Source organism: Pseudomonas sp. TH10 (assembly GCF_016651255.1).
Taxonomy (GTDB): domain Bacteria; phylum Pseudomonadota; class Gammaproteobacteria; order Pseudomonadales; family Pseudomonadaceae; genus Aquipseudomonas.
In genome coordinates, this window is the sequence record NZ_JAEKEG010000179.1 from 1 (window position 1) to 19,277 (window position 19,277).

The following is a 19,277-nucleotide window of genomic DNA, read 5'->3' on the forward strand; positions in this document are numbered from 1 at the left end:
CTGCTGCCGATCATGGTCGGTTCGGGCCTGTTCGACGAGCAACCGGAATTCTCCGATATCGCCGCCGATGCCAACCTGATGGACGACATGATCGTGCAGATCCCGGGAAGCCCTGACCGCGCTGTACCTGCTGTGCAACGCGCCTGACGAAAAACCGGCCATCCTCAAACCACGTCATCACTAAGTCGCAGCCTATGGACAATCCCATAGGCAACCGCTCCCTGATGTTGCGCTACGTCCTGCTGGCCATTGGCTGGCTCAGCGTGGCATTAGGGGTGATCGGTATTTTCCTTCCTGTCCTGCCCACCACCCCTTTCCTGCTCCTCGCGGCCGCGTGCTTCGCGCGCAGCTCTCCGCGTTTCTATCAATGGCTGGTCGAGCATCCGCGACTGGGGCCATGGATCCGCGATTACCTCGATGGCAACGGCATTCCGCTCAAGGGCAAGGTCTACGCCATCGGGCTGATGTGGGTGAGCATCGGGTTTTCCTGCTACCTGGTACCGATGCCGTGGGCGCGGGGCTTCATGTTGACCAGTGCGGTGCTGGTGACCATTTACATCCTCAAACAGAAAACCCTGCGCAAGCCCTGATCGCCTCGTCACAGCATCCCCTGTGACTCAATGCAACTGCATTGCCAACCGACGATCTGCCCTCTTCCCCTGCAAACACCGCCTAGACTCCATCCATCTGCACCCCGAGCAGCCCGACATGCCCCGTCGCCGGCGTAGTCCAGGATGGTCAACGCTCCGACTTCGGTTCGGCGGATGGCTGCTGCTGGCATTTTGGCTGGTGCCGGGCCTGGGTGCGGTCTTCGCCAGCTGGGATTATGCGCAGGTCTTGCAGAACGCCCAGGCCCGATACGGCGCGCAGGGTCCCGCGCAAAGGCGGATAGAGGCCTGGAGCCAGTTGCTGCAAGGTCAACAGGATCAGCCAGAGCGCGAGCAACTCAATGCGGTCAATCGCTTCTTCAACCAGCAACTGACTTTCCAGGACGATACGCGCATCTGGCGCCAGGTCGATTACTGGGCCACACCCGTCGAATCCCTGGTCAAGGGCGCGGGCGACTGCGAGGACTATGCCCTGGCCAAGTATTTCAGCCTGCGCCATCTCGGCATTCCCAGCGACAAATTGCGCATCACCTACGTCAAAGCCCTGACCCAGAACCAGGCGCACATGGTACTGACCTTCTACAGCAGCCCAACGGCCGATCCGCTGGTGCTGGACAACCTGGTGGGCGAGATCTCCCCCGCCTCACGGCGCAAGGACCTGCTACCGGTCTACGCCTTCAATGCCGAGGGGCTTTACCTGCCGGGAGCTAACGGCGGCAAGCGTTCCAGCGACTCGAAAAAGTTGTCGCGCTGGCAGGATGTGTTGAAAAAAATGCAGGTTGAAGGTTTCGCCGTGGGCGACGGCTAGTCGTCCTCGCAAGGTCTCGCAAGGAGCGTGTTATGTCACTGCGCAAACAATTGTTTCTCGCCATTTGCCTGTTCCTGCTGGTGGCGTTCAGCGGCAGCTTTTTTGTCAGCCTGGAAAGCTCCCGCGACCAGATGCTCGGGCAGTTGCGCTCACACGCCCAGGACGCGGCGACGGCGCTGGGGTTGTCATTGACCGCGCAAGTAGACGATCCGGCGATGATGGAGTTGATGGTCAGCTCGATTTTCGACAGTGGCTACTTCACCCGCATCCGGGTGGTCAGCATTGCCGATGAGCAGGTGCTGGTGGAGCGCAGCGCCCAGGCCCGCGGCGAACGTGTGCCCGGCTGGTTCACCAGGCTGGTCGACCTGCGTCCCCAGGGAGGTGAAGCGTTGATCATGCGCGGCTGGGAGCAATTCGCCCGGGTCGAAGTATTGAGCAACCCGCGATTTGCCCTGGCCAAGCTCTGGGACAGTACATTGGGCAGCCTGATCTGGTTGCTTATCTGCGGGCTGCTCAGCGCGGTGTTCGGCGGCTGGTTGCTGCGCCGGCAATTGCGCCCGCTGGACAAGATGGTCAAACAGGCCGAAGCCATCAGCAAACGCGAATTTCGCAGCCTGACGAAATTGCCCCGCACCCCGGAATTGAAACGCGTGGTGCTGGCGATGAATCAGATGGTCGAAAAGCTCAAGGCGCTGTTCGCCGAAGAAGCCGCTCGCAGCGAAAAACTGCGCGCCGAATCCTACCTCGATGGCCTCACCGGGCTGGCCAACCGACGGTTACTGGACGAGCAATTGGCGGATCATTTGCTGGTGGCCGAGCAGAGCAGTGAGGGCCACCTGCTGATGCTGCGGATCAACGATCTGGCGGGGCTGAATCAGCGCATGGGCGGACAGCGCACTGATGCATTGATCAGCGCAGTCGCCGAATTGCTCAAGCGTCTTTGCGGACTACCCGAGCGTCGTACCTGGCTGGCTGCGCGTAATCGTGGCGGTGAGTTCAGCTTGCTGACACCTGGATTGGGCCAGGCGGACGCGGCCCGCCTGGTCGCGGAAGTCAGTGCCACCCTGGAGAACCTGCGCCTGACCGGCGCCAGTGACAGCATGCCAGTGGCGCACCTGGGCATCGTCCCCTATCACCCGGGAGAATCCGCCAATGCGGTGCTGCTGCGCCTGGATCAAGCCCTGACTCAGGCCCGGCAACACCCCGAGCGGCCGTGGACATACCTGGACAGCGGTGACTGCGCGCCGAACCAGTCCCAGCACGACTGGCGCACCTGGATCGACGAAGCCCTGACGCAGGGGAATATGCAGCTGTACTTTCAGCCGGTGGTGCAATGCGCCGACACCAGCCAGGTGCTTCACCACAAAGTCCTGGCACGCTTGCTCGACCCCAGCGGCGAGGCGATTGCCGCCGGGCATTTCCTGCCCTGGATAGAGCGTCTGGGCTGGTCAGCGCGCATGGACCTGGCGATGCTCGAAGCGACCCTCGATTACCTTGTCGTCAATCGCTGGCCGCTGGCATTGAGCCTGTCTGGCAGCACCCTGCGCGATCCGGCGCAGTTGGCGAAGATACTCGACATGCTCGAATCGTTACCCGATCTGGCGCCGCTGCTGACCCTGGAAATCGACGAACGCCAACTGCCGCCCCCACTGGAGTTGCAGCATTTGTGTCATAGCCTGCTCGACACCGGCTATCGCGTCGGGCTGCAGCATTTTGGCGGTAGCTTCAGCCAGATCGGCAACCTGACACAGCTGGGGTTGGCTTACTTGAAGATTGATGGTGCGTATATCCGGGGTATAGATCGCCAGGGCGACAAGCGCCTGTTCATTGATGCGATCTTCCGGGCAACCAACAGTATTGATTTGCCGTTGATTGCGGAGATGGTCGAGACCCAGGGAGAGTTTGCGACGATCAGGGAATTAGGGGTGTATGGGGTCATGGGCAGGTTCATCGGGCCGCCTGAGCCAATGTGACGGGGTAGCTGCCCCCCACGGTGGAAGCACGACTTGCCCGCGACGGCGTCTTCGCTATCGCAGGCAAGCCTTGCTCCCACAGGAGATCAGCCTCGCTACTTCACTTTTCAGATCAAACCGTATCCACCTTCAACGAGTGATCATTCAACATCCCGTTGATGATGGTCGCCGTGTCATGCCCCCGGCGACCACACCACCCGCCCCCGGCGTGACGCCGTAGTGGCTGGCGAGGTTGACACCGGCAAGGTCAATAGTCTGGTTCGGCGTGGCGCCGGCCATGGCGCTGACGTCGATGCTGGTCACGACTGACGCGCCGGTGCCGGTGACGGTGAAGTGCAGGTAGTCGTCCAGCGACGCTGTGGTGCCGTTTTCGCCTTGGAGCAGTTGCGACAGGTCGAGCTTGTCGGTGCCGGGGGTGAAGTCGGTGATGGTGTCGTGGCCGCTGTTGCCCTTGAGCCACTGGAAGGTGTCGGCTCCCGGCCCGCCAGTCATCGTGTTGTTGCCCATGCCGCCGATCAGCAAGTCATCGCCGCCACCGCCGTTGAGGATGTCGTTGCCCAGGCCGCCAGTGATGATGTTGCTGTTGTTGTCGCCCATCAGGCTGTCATTGAAGTTGGAGCCGGTGAGGTTCTCCAGGCCGGTGAGGGTATCAGTGCCGGCGCCTCCGGTGTTTTGCGCAGTGAGCAGGCCCAGGTCGACGGTGACACCGCTGGTGGCATGGGCGTAGCTGACGGTATCGATACCAGCGCCGCCGTCCAGCAGATCGTTACCTGCCCCGCTGAACAACAGGTCGTTGCCAGCACCGCCGTGCAGTTCGTTGTTACCGGCACCCGCCGTCAACACGTCGTTGCCATCGCCGGCATTGAGCACGTTGTTGCCGGTGCCGGCCACCAGAACGTCGTCACCCGCGGTACCCGTGAGGGTATGGCCGTCCTGGTAGCTGATGGTCACATTCGCCGTGTCACTGCCGCCGTGGGTGTCATTGGCGCTGTAGGCGCCGTTGAAGTCCGGGGTGACATCATGGGCACCGGCGTAGCTGACCGTCATGGTCAGCTGGTAGTTTTCGGCGTTGTTGGCGCCAACGCCGCCGCCGGGATTGGTGATGTTGGTGACATGGATCTTGTACGTGCCATCGGCATCGGCCGTGATGGTAGCGCCATCGGCAAGGGTCACGAAGGCACCGCCATTGAGTGAGTACTCCATGGCAATCCGACCGCCCGCCAGGTTGTGATCCAGATTAAGGGTCTCACCCTCCTTGAGTTTCACCGTGATGAGGTCTTCATCATTGGCATTGGAACTGGTGACAGAGCCCAGATAACCACTGATCACCAGCACGGCTGTCATCGCTGCGGTATTGGCCGCGAAGGACCCGCGCACATCCGCCAGGTTCTGGTTCGCGACGGTGTTATTGCTGCCCTTGAAGTTGATCGCGCCGGTGCCGACAAAGTCCGCGCCCCTGGCCACCCAACCGGTGTTGAAGGTAGTCGGCGCTGCGGTGAGGGTATCGCCTTCGGGATCAGTGTCGTTGGCCAGCAACAATTCGCCAGGTACCACCACGCTGCCGGACAGCACGTTGGTGATGATGTGGTCGTCGACGGCCACGGGCGCGGCGTTCGGCACGACCTTGACCACCAGGGTCGAGCTCGCCAGGTCGCCGTCGTTGTCGCTGACGGTGAAGCCGATATTTTCGGTGATCACCACGTTCGTGGCTTTCTGCGAGGTGTAGTTGTACTCACCGCTGTCGAGGTTGATGACCAGCGTACCGCCGTTATTGGTGGCGATGCTCAGGGAGTTGTTTACCGTGTTGAACGTGCCGTGGTTGTCCCCGCCGCTGGAAATCAGTGAGCCCTGGTTGTTCAACGCTTTAGGATCGTAGGTGTACGTTGTGCCATCGACGACGATGGACTTGATGAAACCGCCATCGGCACCAAAGTTTCCGCCCTCCAGCAAGGTGCCCGTGACCGGGGCACCCTGCACGGTGCCCGAGAGTACCGAGTTGAGCTGGTTGAGATCGGTCACCACCACAGCATTGGTGTTGGTGTGGGTGCTGCCGTCATAGGCGACCGGATCGAGGTAGGCATTGCTGACGCCGTTGCCCAGGCCGATTGCGTAGTTCTTGATGTTATTAGCGTCGAGGAAGGCTTTGAGTGAAGCCTCGTCGGCCGCGTTGATGTCACCTTCGTTGGGTTTGCCGTCCGAGAAGAAGTAGCCGACATTCTGCGCGCCGGTCAGTTTGCCGGCCGTGTTGAACGCGGTCTTCATGGTTGCCACGGCGGCATCGTAGTTGGTCCCGCCGCCCGCCGTCAGGCCCGAAATGATCGACTTGGCCGTGGCCACGTCAACCCAGATCGCGGTCTTGTCGGTGGCGTTGCTGCTGAAAGTGACGATCTGCACCTTCACGTCGCCAAGGTCGTCGTACTTGTCGAGCAAGGCACTGATCGCCTGCTTGGCCAGGGCCAGGCGCGACAGGCCAGGCACGCCGGACGCATCGGCCATACTGCCGGACACGTCGATCACCAACAGCAGGTTGGAATCGATTTCCACCGCCGCCACCGAACGCTCGGAAGCAACGGCCTTGGGCACGTCATCGACGATGTTCACCACGATGGTGCTGGTGGTGGTGTTGCCCAGGGCATCAGTGGCCTTGTAGGTGAAGCTTTCGCTCAGGCTGTTGGGCCCGTCGTTGGCGTTCGGCGAGGTTTTCGGCGCCGAGGTCAATGTGTAGGTGTAGGTGCCGTCGGCGTTGAGCTGGATCTGGCCGTAGGTACCTGTGGCGCTGCCGACCAGGGTGTAAGTGATCGCGCCGCTGCCGCCCGTGACCGCGCCGACCAGCGTGCCGGTGGCGGTTTCACCGGTGTTGGTCGGATCGCTGCCGGTGACCGTACCGGGGGCCAGATCCTGGCCGTCCTTGGTCAGGTCGAGGGCTTTTTCGTAGACCGTCACGTCGGTGTCGGACACCGCCTTGATGCAACTGTTGGACACGTCGATGGTGAGGGTGGTAGTGCTTTCATCGCCATCGGCATCGCGCACGGTGTAGGTGAACACGTCAGTCGCGCCCGCTACGCCCACCGAGTCCGGCCGGCTGTGGTAGGTCGCGTTGCCGTTGGCATCCAGGGTGAGGTAACCGTAGGCGCCATTGATATTGGTGTTGAGGCCGCCGCTGGCCGAGGTCGAGGTGTCGCTGCCTGCACGCACACCCACCACCGCACCGGTGGCCGCCGGGCCGTCGGAGCCGCCGATGTCATTGACCAGGACGTTGGTGCCGACCGTCCCGCCCTCTTGCACCTGCTTGAAGTCCGGATTGGCGCTCGGCAAGTCATCGATGATGTTGACGTTGATCTGGCCCGACGCAGTACTGCCGTCGTTGTCGTGCGCCACTACGTCGAAATTCTCGACGAGGGCGTTGGCGCCGTCGGCCGCTGGGTGCGTTTCGCTGCCCACCAGGGTGTAGCTGTAGCTGAGCACGCCCGTGACGGGATCGAAGCCGTTGATGGTCAGGAAGTTACCCAGCGGGGTCACCACGGTGTGCGGCAGCCCGACCACTGCGCCGTTGGCGACCACCGCGAAGCCACCCACGACCAGGGAGTTCAGGCCGTCGAGTGCCGTGACGGTGAAGGTCCCGGACTGGGTCAGCGCCGGCGCGTCGGGGTTGGTGCCCCAGTCGAGGTTCTTCTCGTAGACGGTGAGTTCGCCGCCGTTGACGTCCAGGCCGCCGATGATCACCGGATCATCGTTGTTATGGATCTGCAGCACCAGGTTGGCGGTGCTGGTATCGCCGTCGGCATCGGTGATGGTGTAGGCGAACGTCTCAGTGCCTTTGCCGCGACCTTCCAGGGCCTTGAAGTCCGCGTCGTTGGTGTCGAGCGTATAGGTGTACGTGCCGTTGGCGTTCAGCACCAGGGTGCCGTAAGTGCCGACGAATGTACCCGGCGTGACTGGGCCGGTGTTCGGGCCGGTCGCGACAAGGTCCGCGCCTTGCACGTCATTGGTCAGGACATTGCCGTCGAGGGTCAGGCGGGTTTCCGACGCATTGTCGGCGTTGCTGTCGTCCACAGCCTTTGGCACGTCATCGACTATGTTCACCACGATGGTGCTGGTGGTGATGTTGCCCAGGGAATCGGTCGCCTGGTAGGTGAAGCTTTCGCTCAGGGTGTTGGGGCCATCGTTGGCCTGCGGGGTGGTGCTCGCCGGCGAAGTCAGGGTGTAGGTATAGGTGCCGTCGCCATTGAGCTGAATCTGCCCATAGCTGCCCGTGGCACTACCCACCAGGGCGTAGGTGATCGCACCCACGGCGCCAGTGACCGAGCCCACCAGTGTACCGGAAGCGGTCTCGCCAGTATTGCCCGGCTGGCTGCCGGCGACGGTGCCAGCCGCCAGGTCCTGGCCATCTTTAGTCAGGTCGAGAGCCTTTTCATACACCGTCACATCGCTGTCGAACACTGCCTTGAGACAGCTGTTGTAGACGTCAATGGTGAGCGTGGGTGCTCTCATCGCCATCGGCATCGCGCACGGTGTAAGTGAATACATCAATCGCGCCGGGCCCGCTGACGCTGTTCGGGTTGCTGTGATAGGTGGCGTTGCCGTTGGCATCCAGGGTCAGGTAACCGTAGGCGCCATTGATATTGGTGTTGAGGCCACCGCTGGCCGAGGTCGAGGTGTCGCTGCCGGCACGCACGCCGACCACCGCACCCGTGGCCGCCGGGCCATCGGAGCCGCCGATGTCATTGACCAGGACGTTGGTGCCGACCGTCCCGCCCTCTTGCACCTGCTTGAAGTCCGGATTGGCACTGGGCAAGTCATCGATGATGTTGACGTTGATCTGGCCCGACGCAGAACTGCCGTCGTTGTCGTGCGCCACTACGTCGAAATTCTCGACGAGGGCGTTGGCGCCGTCGGCCGCTGGATGGGTTTCGCTGCCCACCAGGGTGTAGCTGTAGCTGAGCACGCCCGTGACGGGATCGAAGCCGTTGATGGTCAGGAAGTTACCCAGCGGGGTCACCACGGTGTGCGGCAAACCGACCACCTCGCCGTTGGCGACCACCGCGAATCCACCCACGACCAGGGAGTTCAGGCCGTCGAGTGCCGTGACGGTGAAGGTCCCGGACTGGGTCAGCGCCGGCGCGTCGGGGTTGGTACCCCAGTCGAGGTTCTTCTCGTAGACGGTGAGTTCGCCGCCGTTGACATCCAGGCCGCCGATGATCACCGGATCATCGTTGTTATGGATCTGCAAAACCAGGTTTGCGGTACTGGTATCGCCGTCGGCATCGGTGATGGTGTAGGCGAACGTCTCAGTGCCTTTGCCGCGACCTTCCAGGGCCTTGAAGTCCGCGTCGTTGGTGTTCAGCGTGTAGGTGTAAGTGCCGTTGGCGTTCAGCACCAGCGTGCCGTAGGTGCCTAAGAATGTGCCGGCGGTGATCGGCCCGGCGCTTGGCCCGGTCGGTACGCGGTCGGCGCCTTGCACGTCATTGGTCAGGACGTTGCCGGTGAGGGTCAGATTGGTTTCCGACGCGGTGCCGGCGTTGCTGTCATTCACCGCTTTTGGCAGGTCGTCGATGATGTTCACATCGAGGGTCGCGTTGGCGGTGGTGCCGTTGTCATCGACCACGGTGACGGCGAACTGCTCAGGCAGGTTGTTCGCGCCGTTGGCGGTTGGATGCGCTTCGTTGTCGACCAGGGTGTAGCTGTAGCTGACGACACCGGTTGTGGCGTTGAAACCGGTGATGGTCAACGTGCTGCCCAGCGGAGTGGTAACCGATTGCGGGAACCCGGCAGCCACGCCATTGGTGACGACGGCGATGCCACCGACGGTCAGCGTGTGACGCCGTCGAGTGCGGTGATGGTGAACGTGCCGTTTTGGGTCAACGCAGCGGAATCCGGCGCGCTGCCGTCGCTGAGGTTTTTCTCGTAAACCGTCAGCTCGCCACCGTTGACATCGAGACCGCTGATGACCACCGGATCGTCGTTGTTGTGGATCTGCAAAACCAGGTTTGCGGTGCTGGTATCGCCGTCGGAATCGGTGATGGTGTAGGCGAAGGTTTCGGTGCCGTTGCCACCGCCGTGCAGGTTTTTGAAGTCGGCGTCGTTGGTGTTGAGGGTGTAGGTGTAAGTGCCGTTGGCGTTCAACACCAAAGTGCCGTAGGTGCCGGTAAAGGTCCCAGCGGTGACCGGGCCAGTCGGTACGCGGTCGGCGCCTTGCACGTCATTGGTCAGGACGTTGCCGGTGAGGATCAGATTGGTTTCCGAGGCGGTGCCGGCGTTGCTGTCGTTCACCGCTTTTGGCAGGTCGTCGATGATGTTCACATCGAGGGTCGCGTTGGCGGTTGTGCCGTTGTCATCGACCACGGTGACGGCGAACTGCTCAGGCAGGTTATTCGCGCCGTTGGCGGTTGGATGCGCTTCGTTGTCGACCAGGGTGTAGCTGTAGCTGACGACACCGGTTGTGGCGTTGAAACCGGTGATGGTCAACGTGCTGCCCAGCGGAGTGGTGACCGATTGCGGGAAACCTGCGCTGACGCCACCGCTCACCACGCTGATCCCGCCAATGCTCAGGTTCTGCACACCGTCGAGCGCAGTGATGGTAAAGGTGCCGCTTTGGGTCAGTGCGCCAGCATCCGGCGCGCTGCCGTCGCCCAGGTTTTTCTCGTAGACGGACAGCTCGCCGCCTGACACGCCGAGCCCGCCGATATCGATCGGGTCATCGTTGTTGTGAATGTTCAGCACCAGCGTTGCGGTGCTGGTATCACCATCCGAATCGGTAAGGGTGTAGACGAAGCTTTCCGTGCCGCTGCCACCACCGTGCAGGGCTTTGAAGTCGGCGTCATTAGGGTTCAGCGTGTAGGTGTAGGTGCCGTTCGGATTGAGCACCAGGGTGCCGTAGGTGCCGGTGAACGTACCGCCAATTACCGGCCCGCTATTGGGGCCGGTGGGAATGCGGTCGGCACCCTGGATATCGTTGGGCAGCACGCTGCCGGTCAGGGTCAACAGCGTTTCCGAGGCGGTATTGGCGTTGCTGTCGTCGATCGCTGTTGGTGCATCGTCGGTGATGTTGATGTCCAGGGAACCCGTAGCCGTGTCGCCATTGGTGTCGCCCGCCACCACGGTGAATTGTTCGCTGAGGGAGTTCGCGCCATCACCCGCCGAATGGGTGTCGTTGCCATTGAGGGTGTAGCTGTAGCTCACCACACCAGTGGCCGGGTCATAACCTGTGATCGTCAGCGTGTTACCCAGCTGCGTGGTGATCGATTGCGGGAAGCCTGCCGCCACGCCACCGCTGATCACACTGATACCGCCCACGTTCAGGTTCAGCAGGCCATCGGCCGCTGTCACGGTGAAGGTGCCGTTCTGGATCAGGGCCGAGGGGTTGCTGGCCGTGCCGTCGGGAAGATTGGCCTCGTTGAGGGTCAGCTCCCCGCCCGAGGTATTCAGGCCGCCAAGGATGACGGGGTTGTTCACGACCAACGGTGGCACGACGACAGGAGGTGTGGCGTCGTCCTGGTTATCGAGGCTGTTGTCGGGATCGTTGAAGATGCGCTCCAGGGGAAACTCTGGAATGCCGTTGAATCCTGCCGTCGGGAAACCCACGGTCGGATCGACCCGGCCTGCCACTTCTTCGAGCAGGACAAAACTGTGTCCGCCGCCCAGGGCCCCGGCAGCGGTGCTGCCCGTTGGCCCGGCCGCAGTGGCTTCACCGGTTTGAGTCGGGTCTTCGCCAGCAGCGATGGCTTTCTGCAGGCGTTCGACGTCGGTCAGTTGTGCCTCGCTGGGCGCCACGGCTTCCGGCGTCTGCACATGGGGCGCCTGGTGCGCGAGCAGTTGCGAGGTCATTTGCAGGCTGCTGCCACGCCCAAGCGTCAGCTCCTGGCCATTGTGCAGCTTCACCGCCACCGCCCCTTCGGCCCCGGTGACCAATTGATCGCCGGCAAACAGCCGATCGCCCTCGACCAGCGCGCGTCGGGTGCCGTCACCCGCTACAGCAACCACCTGACCAATGACTTTAGTGACGATACCGATGAGCGTAGCCATGTGCATTTCCTCCGCTGCCAACCGTTGCCGGCAGCCTGTTTTTTGCGAAGATCGTGCTCATGGAAAAAAGCCAGTTGCCGGGTGAATCGTCTACCGGGCTACGGGTTTTTCCCCGGATTATTCCGGGTCAACCGTGGCCCTGGCGACTTTCTCGCCAAGCCTGTCGCGTATGGGCAATCAGCGCCTGATTCGAATAAACCCAATACATTCAATGGCTTTGGGCTACTAATCGGCAAAAATGATCACCTGCCAGCGATGCGTTACAGTTCTGAACCGGTCAAGTGACAAAAAAATGTCACCCCCAAACTGCCCCGCCTCCTTCCCCTCCAGCACTCCATCGTCCGTTATCGATAAATGGTTGGAACTTTCGATTTGCCCTTGCAAGCTCCCTAGAGCTCGTAATACAAGGGTTCCACGAGTGAACAATGTGCCGGTTTTTACAAAGCGCATAAGTTTTTTTCGGCATAAGCCTTATGAAAATTTTTTCTTAGCTACGCTTCAGGATGTTCTTAGCTCTGTTGTTACAAGCTTGAAACGGTTTTCACTATAAATGCCGTCAAATATTTGGCGACTGATAAGCATCATCAGGACTCAGGGAGATGCACCCATGCGCGTTCTAACCCCCCTCTGCAGCGCGGTTTTGCTGGCCATGGCTTGCACTTCTCAAGCCCAGGCCATGAACCTCACCGAGGCGATCCAAAGCACCATCGCCACCCACCCGGAACTCGCCTCGCGCGTGGACGCCCGCCTTTCAGCCGATGAACAAGTCAAAGTGGCCAAGGGCGGGTTCTATCCGTCCGTCGACTTGAACGCCGCTTACGGTCGCGGCTACAGCGATAACACCAACACTCGCGCGTTTGGCAATCACGACACGCGCATTCTCAATTACACCCAGTCCGAGCTGCGTCTGCGGCAAATGCTCTTCGACGGTTTCAACACCGCCAACGAGGTCGAGCGCACCAAGGGCGTGTCCAACTCGCGCGCCTACTACGCACAAGGCACTGCTCAGGATCTGGCGCTGCGCACCATTGAGGTCTACCTCGAAGTGCTCAAGCGCCGCGAACTGGTGACTCTGGCCCGGAACAATTTGCAGGCGCACTTGCGGGTCAACGATCAGATCGGCCTGCGCACCGAGCGCGGCATTGGCAGCACCGCCGACTCCGATCAATCGGTCGCCCGTAAAGCGCTGGCGCAAAACAACCTGGACACCGCCGAAGTCGACCTGGCTGACGCCGAATCGAATTTCTACGCCGTGGTGGGTCGCCTGCCGGATGAACTGGAAACCCTGCCTTCGACCCGCGGTGAGTTGCCCGCCACCCTGCAGGAAGCCCAGCAGAGCATGGTGGAGAACAACCCGTACCTGAAATCCGCCCAGGCAGACGTGCAATCGGCCGAGAGCCAGTACGAAGTTGCCAAGTCGCCGTTCTTCCCACGCTTCGACGCTGAAGCGGCCGTGGGCGCGAACAACAACGTGCAGGGCGACGAAGGCCACGACAACGAATGGCGTGTCGGCGTGATCATGAACTACAACCTGTTCCGTGGCGGCAGCGACAAGGCCCGACTGGCCTCCGACGCGCACCAGATCAATCAGGCGATGGACATCCGCAACAACGCCCTGCGTCAGCTCAACGAAAACATTCACCTGGCCTGGAACGCGATGGTCAATGCCAAGAAGCAAACCCCGACCGCCCGCGAATACGCCGAAACCACCAAACGCGTACGCGCCGCGTATCAGGATCAGTTCGGCCTCGGCCAACGTACCCTGCTCGACTTGCTCGACAGTGAAAACGAGCTGTACAACGCCAACCGTCGCTACACCGAAATTCGCTACACCGAGGAATACTCGATGTACCGCGTACTGGCGAACATGGGTCAGTTGTTGAGCAAGCAACGGGTGGTATTGCCAGCGGATGCGATCGCCGCGACTGAAGTGAAAAACGAAGCACGCCTGCCGGAACTGAAGTAACCCTTTATGCAGGAGCTGCCGAAGGCTGCGATCTTTTGATGTTTTTCAGATCAGGAAATCGCAGGCTTCGCCCGCTCCTCCCCGTGCGGTATGTGTTGTGTTGATGTGGCAGCCCGTTCACCTGGAGCGATCAATTTGACCAGCATGGAAACCGGCAACACTGGTGTCGATCCGCGTCTTGGCTTCGACGACCCGCTTCTTGACGGGCTGTTGATCCTCTGCAAACTCCACGGCGCGACGGTCAGTCGCGCCAGCCTGAGTGCCGGGCTGCCCCTGAACAAACAACGCCTGAGCCTGGACCTGCTGCCCCGCGCAGCAGCCCGGGCCGGTTTGCAGGCGCGCGTGCTGCGCCGGGACCTGGCGGATATTTCTCCTCTCAACCTGCCAGTCATGCTGATACTCGGCAACGGCCGCACGGCCGTTCTGCGACGTCTGGGAGACGATGGCCGCCTGCTCATCCTGCCCAGCGAAGCCGACGGTGGCGAACAATGGGTCAGCCGTGAAGAGCTGACTGAAAATTACAGCGGCCAGGCGCTGTTCGCTCGGCCCCGGCATGAACTCGAAGACCTCCGTTCGCCGCTGGTACCCCGCGTGCATGCCTGGTTTCGCGACACCTTGAAGCTATCGAAATGGCTCTACAGCGACGCGATACTCGCCAGTTTCCTGATCAACCTGTTGGGCCTGATGGTGCCGCTGTTCGTCATGCAGACTTACGACCGCGTGGTGCCGAACCAAGCCACGTCGACCCTGTGGGTGCTGTCGATCGGCCTGCTCATCGGCACCGGTTTCGAACTGGTGCTGCGGGTGGTGCGCGCGCACTTGCTCGACACCGCCGGGAAGAAAACCGATGTGATTCTTTCTGCGACGTTGTTTGAACGCATCACTGGCATGTCGATGAAGGCACGACCGGCGACCATCGGCGGTTTCGCGCAGAGCATTCATGACTTCCAGGGCCTGCGTGAGTTTCTGACAGCGGTGACGTTGACCAGCCTGATCGACTTGCCTTTTGTTGTACTGATGCTGGTGGTGATCGGTTTGCTCGGCGGCTGGCTGGTGGTCATTCCGCTGCTGGCGTTTCCGATCACCATCATCTTCGCGCTGGCGATTCAAGTGCGTCTGCGCGACACCGTGCAAAAAGCCTGACCCTGGGTGCGGAACGCCAGGCGCTGCTGATTGAAACCCTGGGCGGCCTGGAAACACTCAAGGCCTGCAGCGCCGAAAGCGAGCGCCAGCACAAATGGGAAACCACCCACGGCGCCCTGACCCGCCTCGACAGCCACGCCCGCAATCTCTCGGCCCTGGCCACCAACGGCACCCTGTTCATCCAGCAATTTTCCGGCATGGCGACCATCGTCGCCGGGGTCTACAGCATCATTGCCGGCAACCTCAGCGTTGGTGCGCTGGTGGCGACCTACATGCTCGGCAGCCGTGTACTCGCGCCGCTGGGGCAGATCGCCGGGCTGATCACCCGTTACCAGCAAGCGCAACTGACCATGAAAAGCACCGATGCGCTGATGTCGCTGCCGCAAGAGCGCGACGGCAAACAGCGACCGCTGGAACGCACACAACTGCAAGGCGCTCTGGACGTGAGCGGCGTGACTTTTCACTACAACGGCCAGAATGCGCCGGCCCTGAGCAATGTCAGTTTCAGCCTCAAACCGGGTGAGCGGGTCGGCATCATTGGCCGCAGTGGTTCGGGCAAAAGCACCCTGGCGCGACTGGTGATGGGCTTCTACGAACCCGAAGAAGGCCAGTTGCTGCTCGATGGTCTTGACCTGCGGCAACTGGATGTCGCCGACTTGCGCCAGCAGATCGGCTACGTTGCCCATGACTTGCCGCTGCTGGCCGGCAGCCTGCGCGATAACCTGACGCTGGGCGCCCGCTATGTCAGTGACTCGCGGATGCTCGAAGTGGCGGAGCTGACCGGTGTCACCGAGTTGGCTCGCCAGCATCCGCAAGGTTTCGACCGGCCGGTGGGCGAACGTGGGCAACTGCTCTCCGGGGGGCAACGCCAAGCGGTGTTGCTGGCGCGCTCGCTGCTACTCGACCCGCCAATCATGCTGCTCGACGAACCGACCAGCGCCATGGACAACAGCAGCGAAGACCAACTGCGGCAGAAACTGCATGACTGGGTACAAGGCAAAACCCTGCTGCTGGTCACCCACCGTACCTCGATGCTGAGCCTGGTGGATCGGCTGTTGGTGCTGGACAACGGTCGTGTCGTCGCCGACGGCCCGAAAGACGCGGTCATCGATGCACTGCGCAAGGGCCGCGTCGGCTCGGCGGCGGTGTAGGAGTTGCCCATGGCCCGATCATCATCCGACTCGCCCGATGCAAAGCCGCGCGGTTATTTCGGCAGTTTCAGGAAAAGCGCCGAGAGCGAGTTCATGCCGGAGACCGCCGGCGCGACCCTGCAGGATTCCCCGCGCTGGTCGCGCGTTACCGTGTGGCTGGCGGCGGCGTTGCTGATCAGCGCGCTGGTCTGGGCCAAGTTCGCCGTGCTCGAAGAAGTGACCATGGGCGAAGGCAAGGCGATTCCATCGAGCAAGGTCCAGGTGATCCAGAACCTTGAGGGCGGCATCGTTACCGAAATCTTCGTGCGTGAAGGGCAGATGGTGAACAAGGGCGACAAGCTGTTGCGCTTGGATGACACGCGTTTTCTGTCGAACAAGGGTGAAAGCGAGGCCGATCGCTATGCGTTGACCGCGCAGGTTGAACGCCTCTCCGCCGAAGCCGAGGGACGTCCGTTCAAGCTGTCTGACGAGGTGGTCGCCAAGGCACCACAGGTCGCAGAAGACGAACGGGCGCTGTACGACCAGCGCCAGCGCCGGCTGGCCAGTGAGCAACGCACCCTCACCGAACAACTGCGCCAGAAAACTCAGGAGCTGGCCGAATTTCGCTCGAAACAGGGGCAATTCAGTTCGAGCCTGGCCCTACTGCAGCAAGAGATGAACATGTCAGCACCGCTGGTCGGCACCGGTGCCGTGTCACCCGTGGAAATCCTGCGACTCAAGCGCAGCGCGGTGGAAATTCGCGGCTCGTTGAACGCCACGACCCTGGCCATTCCTCGGGCGGAATCGGCGATTGCTGAAATCAAGAGCAAGATTGACGAGTCCGAACAATCCTTCCGCTCCGACGCGGCCAAGGACCTCAATCAGAAACGCACCGACCTGTCGAAAATCACCGCTTCCAGCATCGCCATCGACGACCGCGTCAGCCGCACAACCGTCACTTCGCCGGTGCATGGCGTGATCAAGCAACTGAAGGTCAACACCATCGGCGGCGTGGTTCAGCCGGGCAGTGACATGGTCGAAATCGTGCCGCTGGAAGACAATTTGTTGATTGAAGCCAAGGTGCGGCCGCAGGACGTCGCGTTCCTGCATCCAGGTCAGAAAGCCATGGTCAAGTTCAGTGCTTATGACTACACGATTTACGGTGGGCTGAGCGCCAAGCTTGAGCTGATCGGCGCTGACACGATTACTGACGACAAGGGCAACAGCTTCTATCTGATTCAGGTCAGGACCGATAAAAACCATTTGGGCGGGGACGTGAAACCGTTGCTGATCATTCCGGGGATGGTGGCGACGGTGGATATTATTACCGGGGAGAAAAGTGTCCTGGATTATCTGCTGAAACCAGTGCTGAAGGCACGGACCGAGGCGATGCGCGAACGATAGGTCTGGTCTGGAGTGGTAGTAACAGTCTCTACCGTCTTCGCGGGCAAGCCCGCTCTCACAGGGTAATGTGAACGCTGATGATCCCATGTGGGAGCGGGCTTGCCCGCAAAGAGGCCGGCACGAGCAACGCCTACTTCGGCCCATGATTACGCAAAAAACCTCCTCCCCATCGCCGCGATCTGCCCCTCGATCAACGCCTCGAACGGCTTCAGCAATGGCTCAAAGGAAATCGGCGCTTCCAGCACTTGCAACGCCTGCACGATGGCCTCCACCGTCGATAAAGCCCCCGGCCCAGGTGCCTTGCGCAATCGATACCGCGACACTCCGCCCCGAGCCAGCGTCACCCGTGGCAAAGTCGCCAGCAGCGGATTGAGGTGCAGCAGCTTGCGCGCCTTGCGCCAGGTACCGTCCGGCACCACCAGCAACAGCGGCTGATCATCTGCGCCATAGCCCTGCAGCGTCTGCGCATCCTCGCCCGGAAACAGCAGCCGCGCCTGGTACCCCGGTTGATTCAACAACGCCGGCAGATCCGCGAACACTTCGCCCACGATCAGCTCCGCATTGGTCAAGCCAAGCGCGGCCAAACGTGCGGTATTCAGCGCGTGGTTGACTTCACTCGGATGCTGCAGCACCAGCACCCGGGTGCGGCTGTCGAGGCTCGGGATCAGTGGGCACAGGCAATGGGCTTCTGGGCGCAGGCAGCGCGGGCAATGGATTCTGGACATTATTCAAGCCTGATTGAGCTGTGCTTTGAGCAAATCACGGAAGGTCTGGATCAGCGGCTCACGGCTACGACCGCGGCGCATGATCATCGAAAACGGTGCCTGATAGCCAAACGTCGCTGGCAACAAAACCCGCAAATCACCCTTGTCGGCCCATGCCTGAGCGTAGTGCTCCGGCAGATAACCGATATAGGCCCCGGACAGCACCAGAATCAGCTGCGCCTCCATACTTTCCACGGTCGCGGCGCTGTGTTTGAAGCCGTGCCGGGCGAGTTCCGCCTGGCTCCAGTAACCGCGCCCGACCATGCGTTGCTGAGTGATGACCTGCTCTGGAATGCGCCGTTCATTGAACAATGGATGTCGACTACTGCAATACAACCAGTGCTGCTCACGGTACAGCGGCATGTAGACCAGACCGCTCATGCGCGTGGAAAACGCGCCGATGGCCAGATCGAGGCGGTTGTCCTGCACACCGAGTTGCAGCTCATACGGGCTCATCACCGACAAATGCAAATGCACCGCCGGGTGTTCCTGGCTGTAGGCGCCGATGGCTTCGGCGAACGGCAGGGCCTTGTCGCTGACAGTGGAGTCGATCACGCCGAGGTTGAGCGTGCCGCGCAGTTCGCCCTTGAGCGCGGCGGCGTATTGCTCGAAGCCTTCGAGTTCGGCGAGCAGGCGCAGGGTTTCCTGATGGAACAGTTCACCTTTGCTGGTCAGGCTGAACCCGCCACGCCCGCGATGGCACAGCACGAGCCCAAGCGCGGCTTCGAGCTGGCTCATGTAGGTGCTGATCGCCGAGGTCGACAGGTTGAGCTCCTGCTGGGCAGTGGCAAACCCCTGATGGCGAACCACGCTGACAAAAATGCGCAGCAGTTTCAGGTCGGGTAAAGCGTTGGCCATGGGGACTCCGGATTTGCAGCAGCTACCTGTAGGAGCTACCGCAGGCTGCGATCTTTTGACTTTCGGCGGTACAACGCCGCGAAGAATAAAGATCAAAAGATCGCAACCTGCGGCAGCTCCTGCCATCAGCCGTTAAGTTTACCGCCGCCATGTTCCATTAGTTTAGAAAAATCTGAACTAAGTTTTTGCCCGTAGCGATTCTTTCGCCGCACTACATTTCGCATCATCGGCGCCTAATACAAAAAAATGATGAGGCCTGAACCCGTGGACAAGATTCTTCACCAACCACTGGGCGGCAACGAAATGCCGCGCTTCGGCGGCATCGCCACCATGATGCGACTTCCCCATGTGCCGACCGCTGCCGGTCTGGACGCTGCCTTCGTTGGCGTGCCCCTGGACATCGGTACCTCCCTTCGCCCAGGCACCCGTTTTGGACCTCGGGAAATCCGCGCCGAATCGGTCATGATTCGCCCGTACAACATGGCGACCGGCGCTGCTCCGTTCGATTCGCTGTCGGTGGCCGACATCGGTGACGTGGCGATCAACACCTTCAACCTGCTCGACGCCGTGCGCATCATCGAAGAATCCTACGACAACATCC

General features: G+C 61.3%; 7 protein-coding genes and 4 pseudogenes. 8 read left to right on the top strand and 3 right to left on the bottom strand.

Going from position 1 to position 19,277, the window contains the following annotated elements; translation table 11 throughout:
• The 4 genes and pseudogenes from JFT80_RS23575 to lapD all read left to right on the top strand — a co-directional run.
• Positions 1-184 (top strand): annotated as a pseudogene (locus JFT80_RS23575) (YecA family protein); the annotation flags it as partial.
• Positions 185-194: 10 nt separating this feature from the next.
• A complete protein-coding gene (locus JFT80_RS23580) occupies positions 195-590 on the top strand; it encodes a YbaN family protein (protein WP_201149790.1) in 396 nt (131 codons plus the stop codon).
• 118 nt (positions 591-708) lie between these two features.
• Complete coding sequence (lapG, locus tag JFT80_RS23585) at positions 709-1,416, top strand: cysteine protease LapG (RefSeq protein ID WP_122837902.1); 708 nt, start codon at positions 709-711, stop codon at positions 1,414-1,416.
• A 32-nt stretch (positions 1,417-1,448) separates the two neighbouring features.
• On the top strand, positions 1,449-3,389 hold the full coding sequence (gene lapD, locus JFT80_RS23590) for a cyclic di-GMP receptor LapD (protein ID WP_201149792.1): 1,941 nt from the start codon (positions 1,449-1,451) through the stop codon (positions 3,387-3,389).
• A 112-nt stretch (positions 3,390-3,501) separates the two neighbouring features.
• Here the strand turns inward: lapD and JFT80_RS23595 are convergent.
• Positions 3,502-11,411: pseudogene (locus JFT80_RS23595) on the bottom strand (retention module-containing protein).
• A gap of 607 nt (positions 11,412-12,018) precedes the next feature.
• Here JFT80_RS23595 and JFT80_RS23600 point away from each other — a divergent pair.
• The 3 genes and pseudogenes from JFT80_RS23600 to JFT80_RS23610 all read left to right on the top strand — a co-directional run bounded on the left by JFT80_RS23600 (position 12,019) and on the right by JFT80_RS23610 (position 17,054).
• A complete protein-coding gene (locus JFT80_RS23600; protein ID WP_201149795.1) occupies positions 12,019-13,377 on the top strand; it encodes a TolC family outer membrane protein in 1,359 nt (452 codons plus the stop codon).
• 135 nt (positions 13,378-13,512) lie between these two features.
• A pseudogene (locus JFT80_RS23605) lies at positions 13,513-15,671 on the top strand (type I secretion system permease/ATPase).
• A gap of 9 nt (positions 15,672-15,680) precedes the next feature.
• Complete coding sequence (locus JFT80_RS23610) at positions 15,681-17,054, top strand: HlyD family type I secretion periplasmic adaptor subunit (RefSeq protein WP_201149797.1); 1,374 nt, start codon at positions 15,681-15,683, stop codon at positions 17,052-17,054.
• 130 nt (positions 17,055-17,184) lie between these two features.
• Here JFT80_RS23610 and JFT80_RS23615 read toward each other — a convergent pair.
• Positions 17,185-17,779, bottom strand: a pseudogene (locus tag JFT80_RS23615) (tRNA-uridine aminocarboxypropyltransferase).
• A gap of 3 nt (positions 17,780-17,782) precedes the next feature.
• Entirely contained in the window at positions 17,783-18,676 is an 894-nt protein-coding gene (locus tag JFT80_RS23620) for a LysR family transcriptional regulator (protein WP_064388311.1), read from the bottom strand.
• A gap of 264 nt (positions 18,677-18,940) precedes the next feature.
• On the opposite strand from JFT80_RS23620, the gene JFT80_RS23625 reads away from it, so the two are divergent.
• Positions 18,941-19,277 (top strand): arginase family protein (locus tag JFT80_RS23625; RefSeq protein WP_201149801.1); only part of this gene is annotated, 337 nt, incomplete at its 3' end.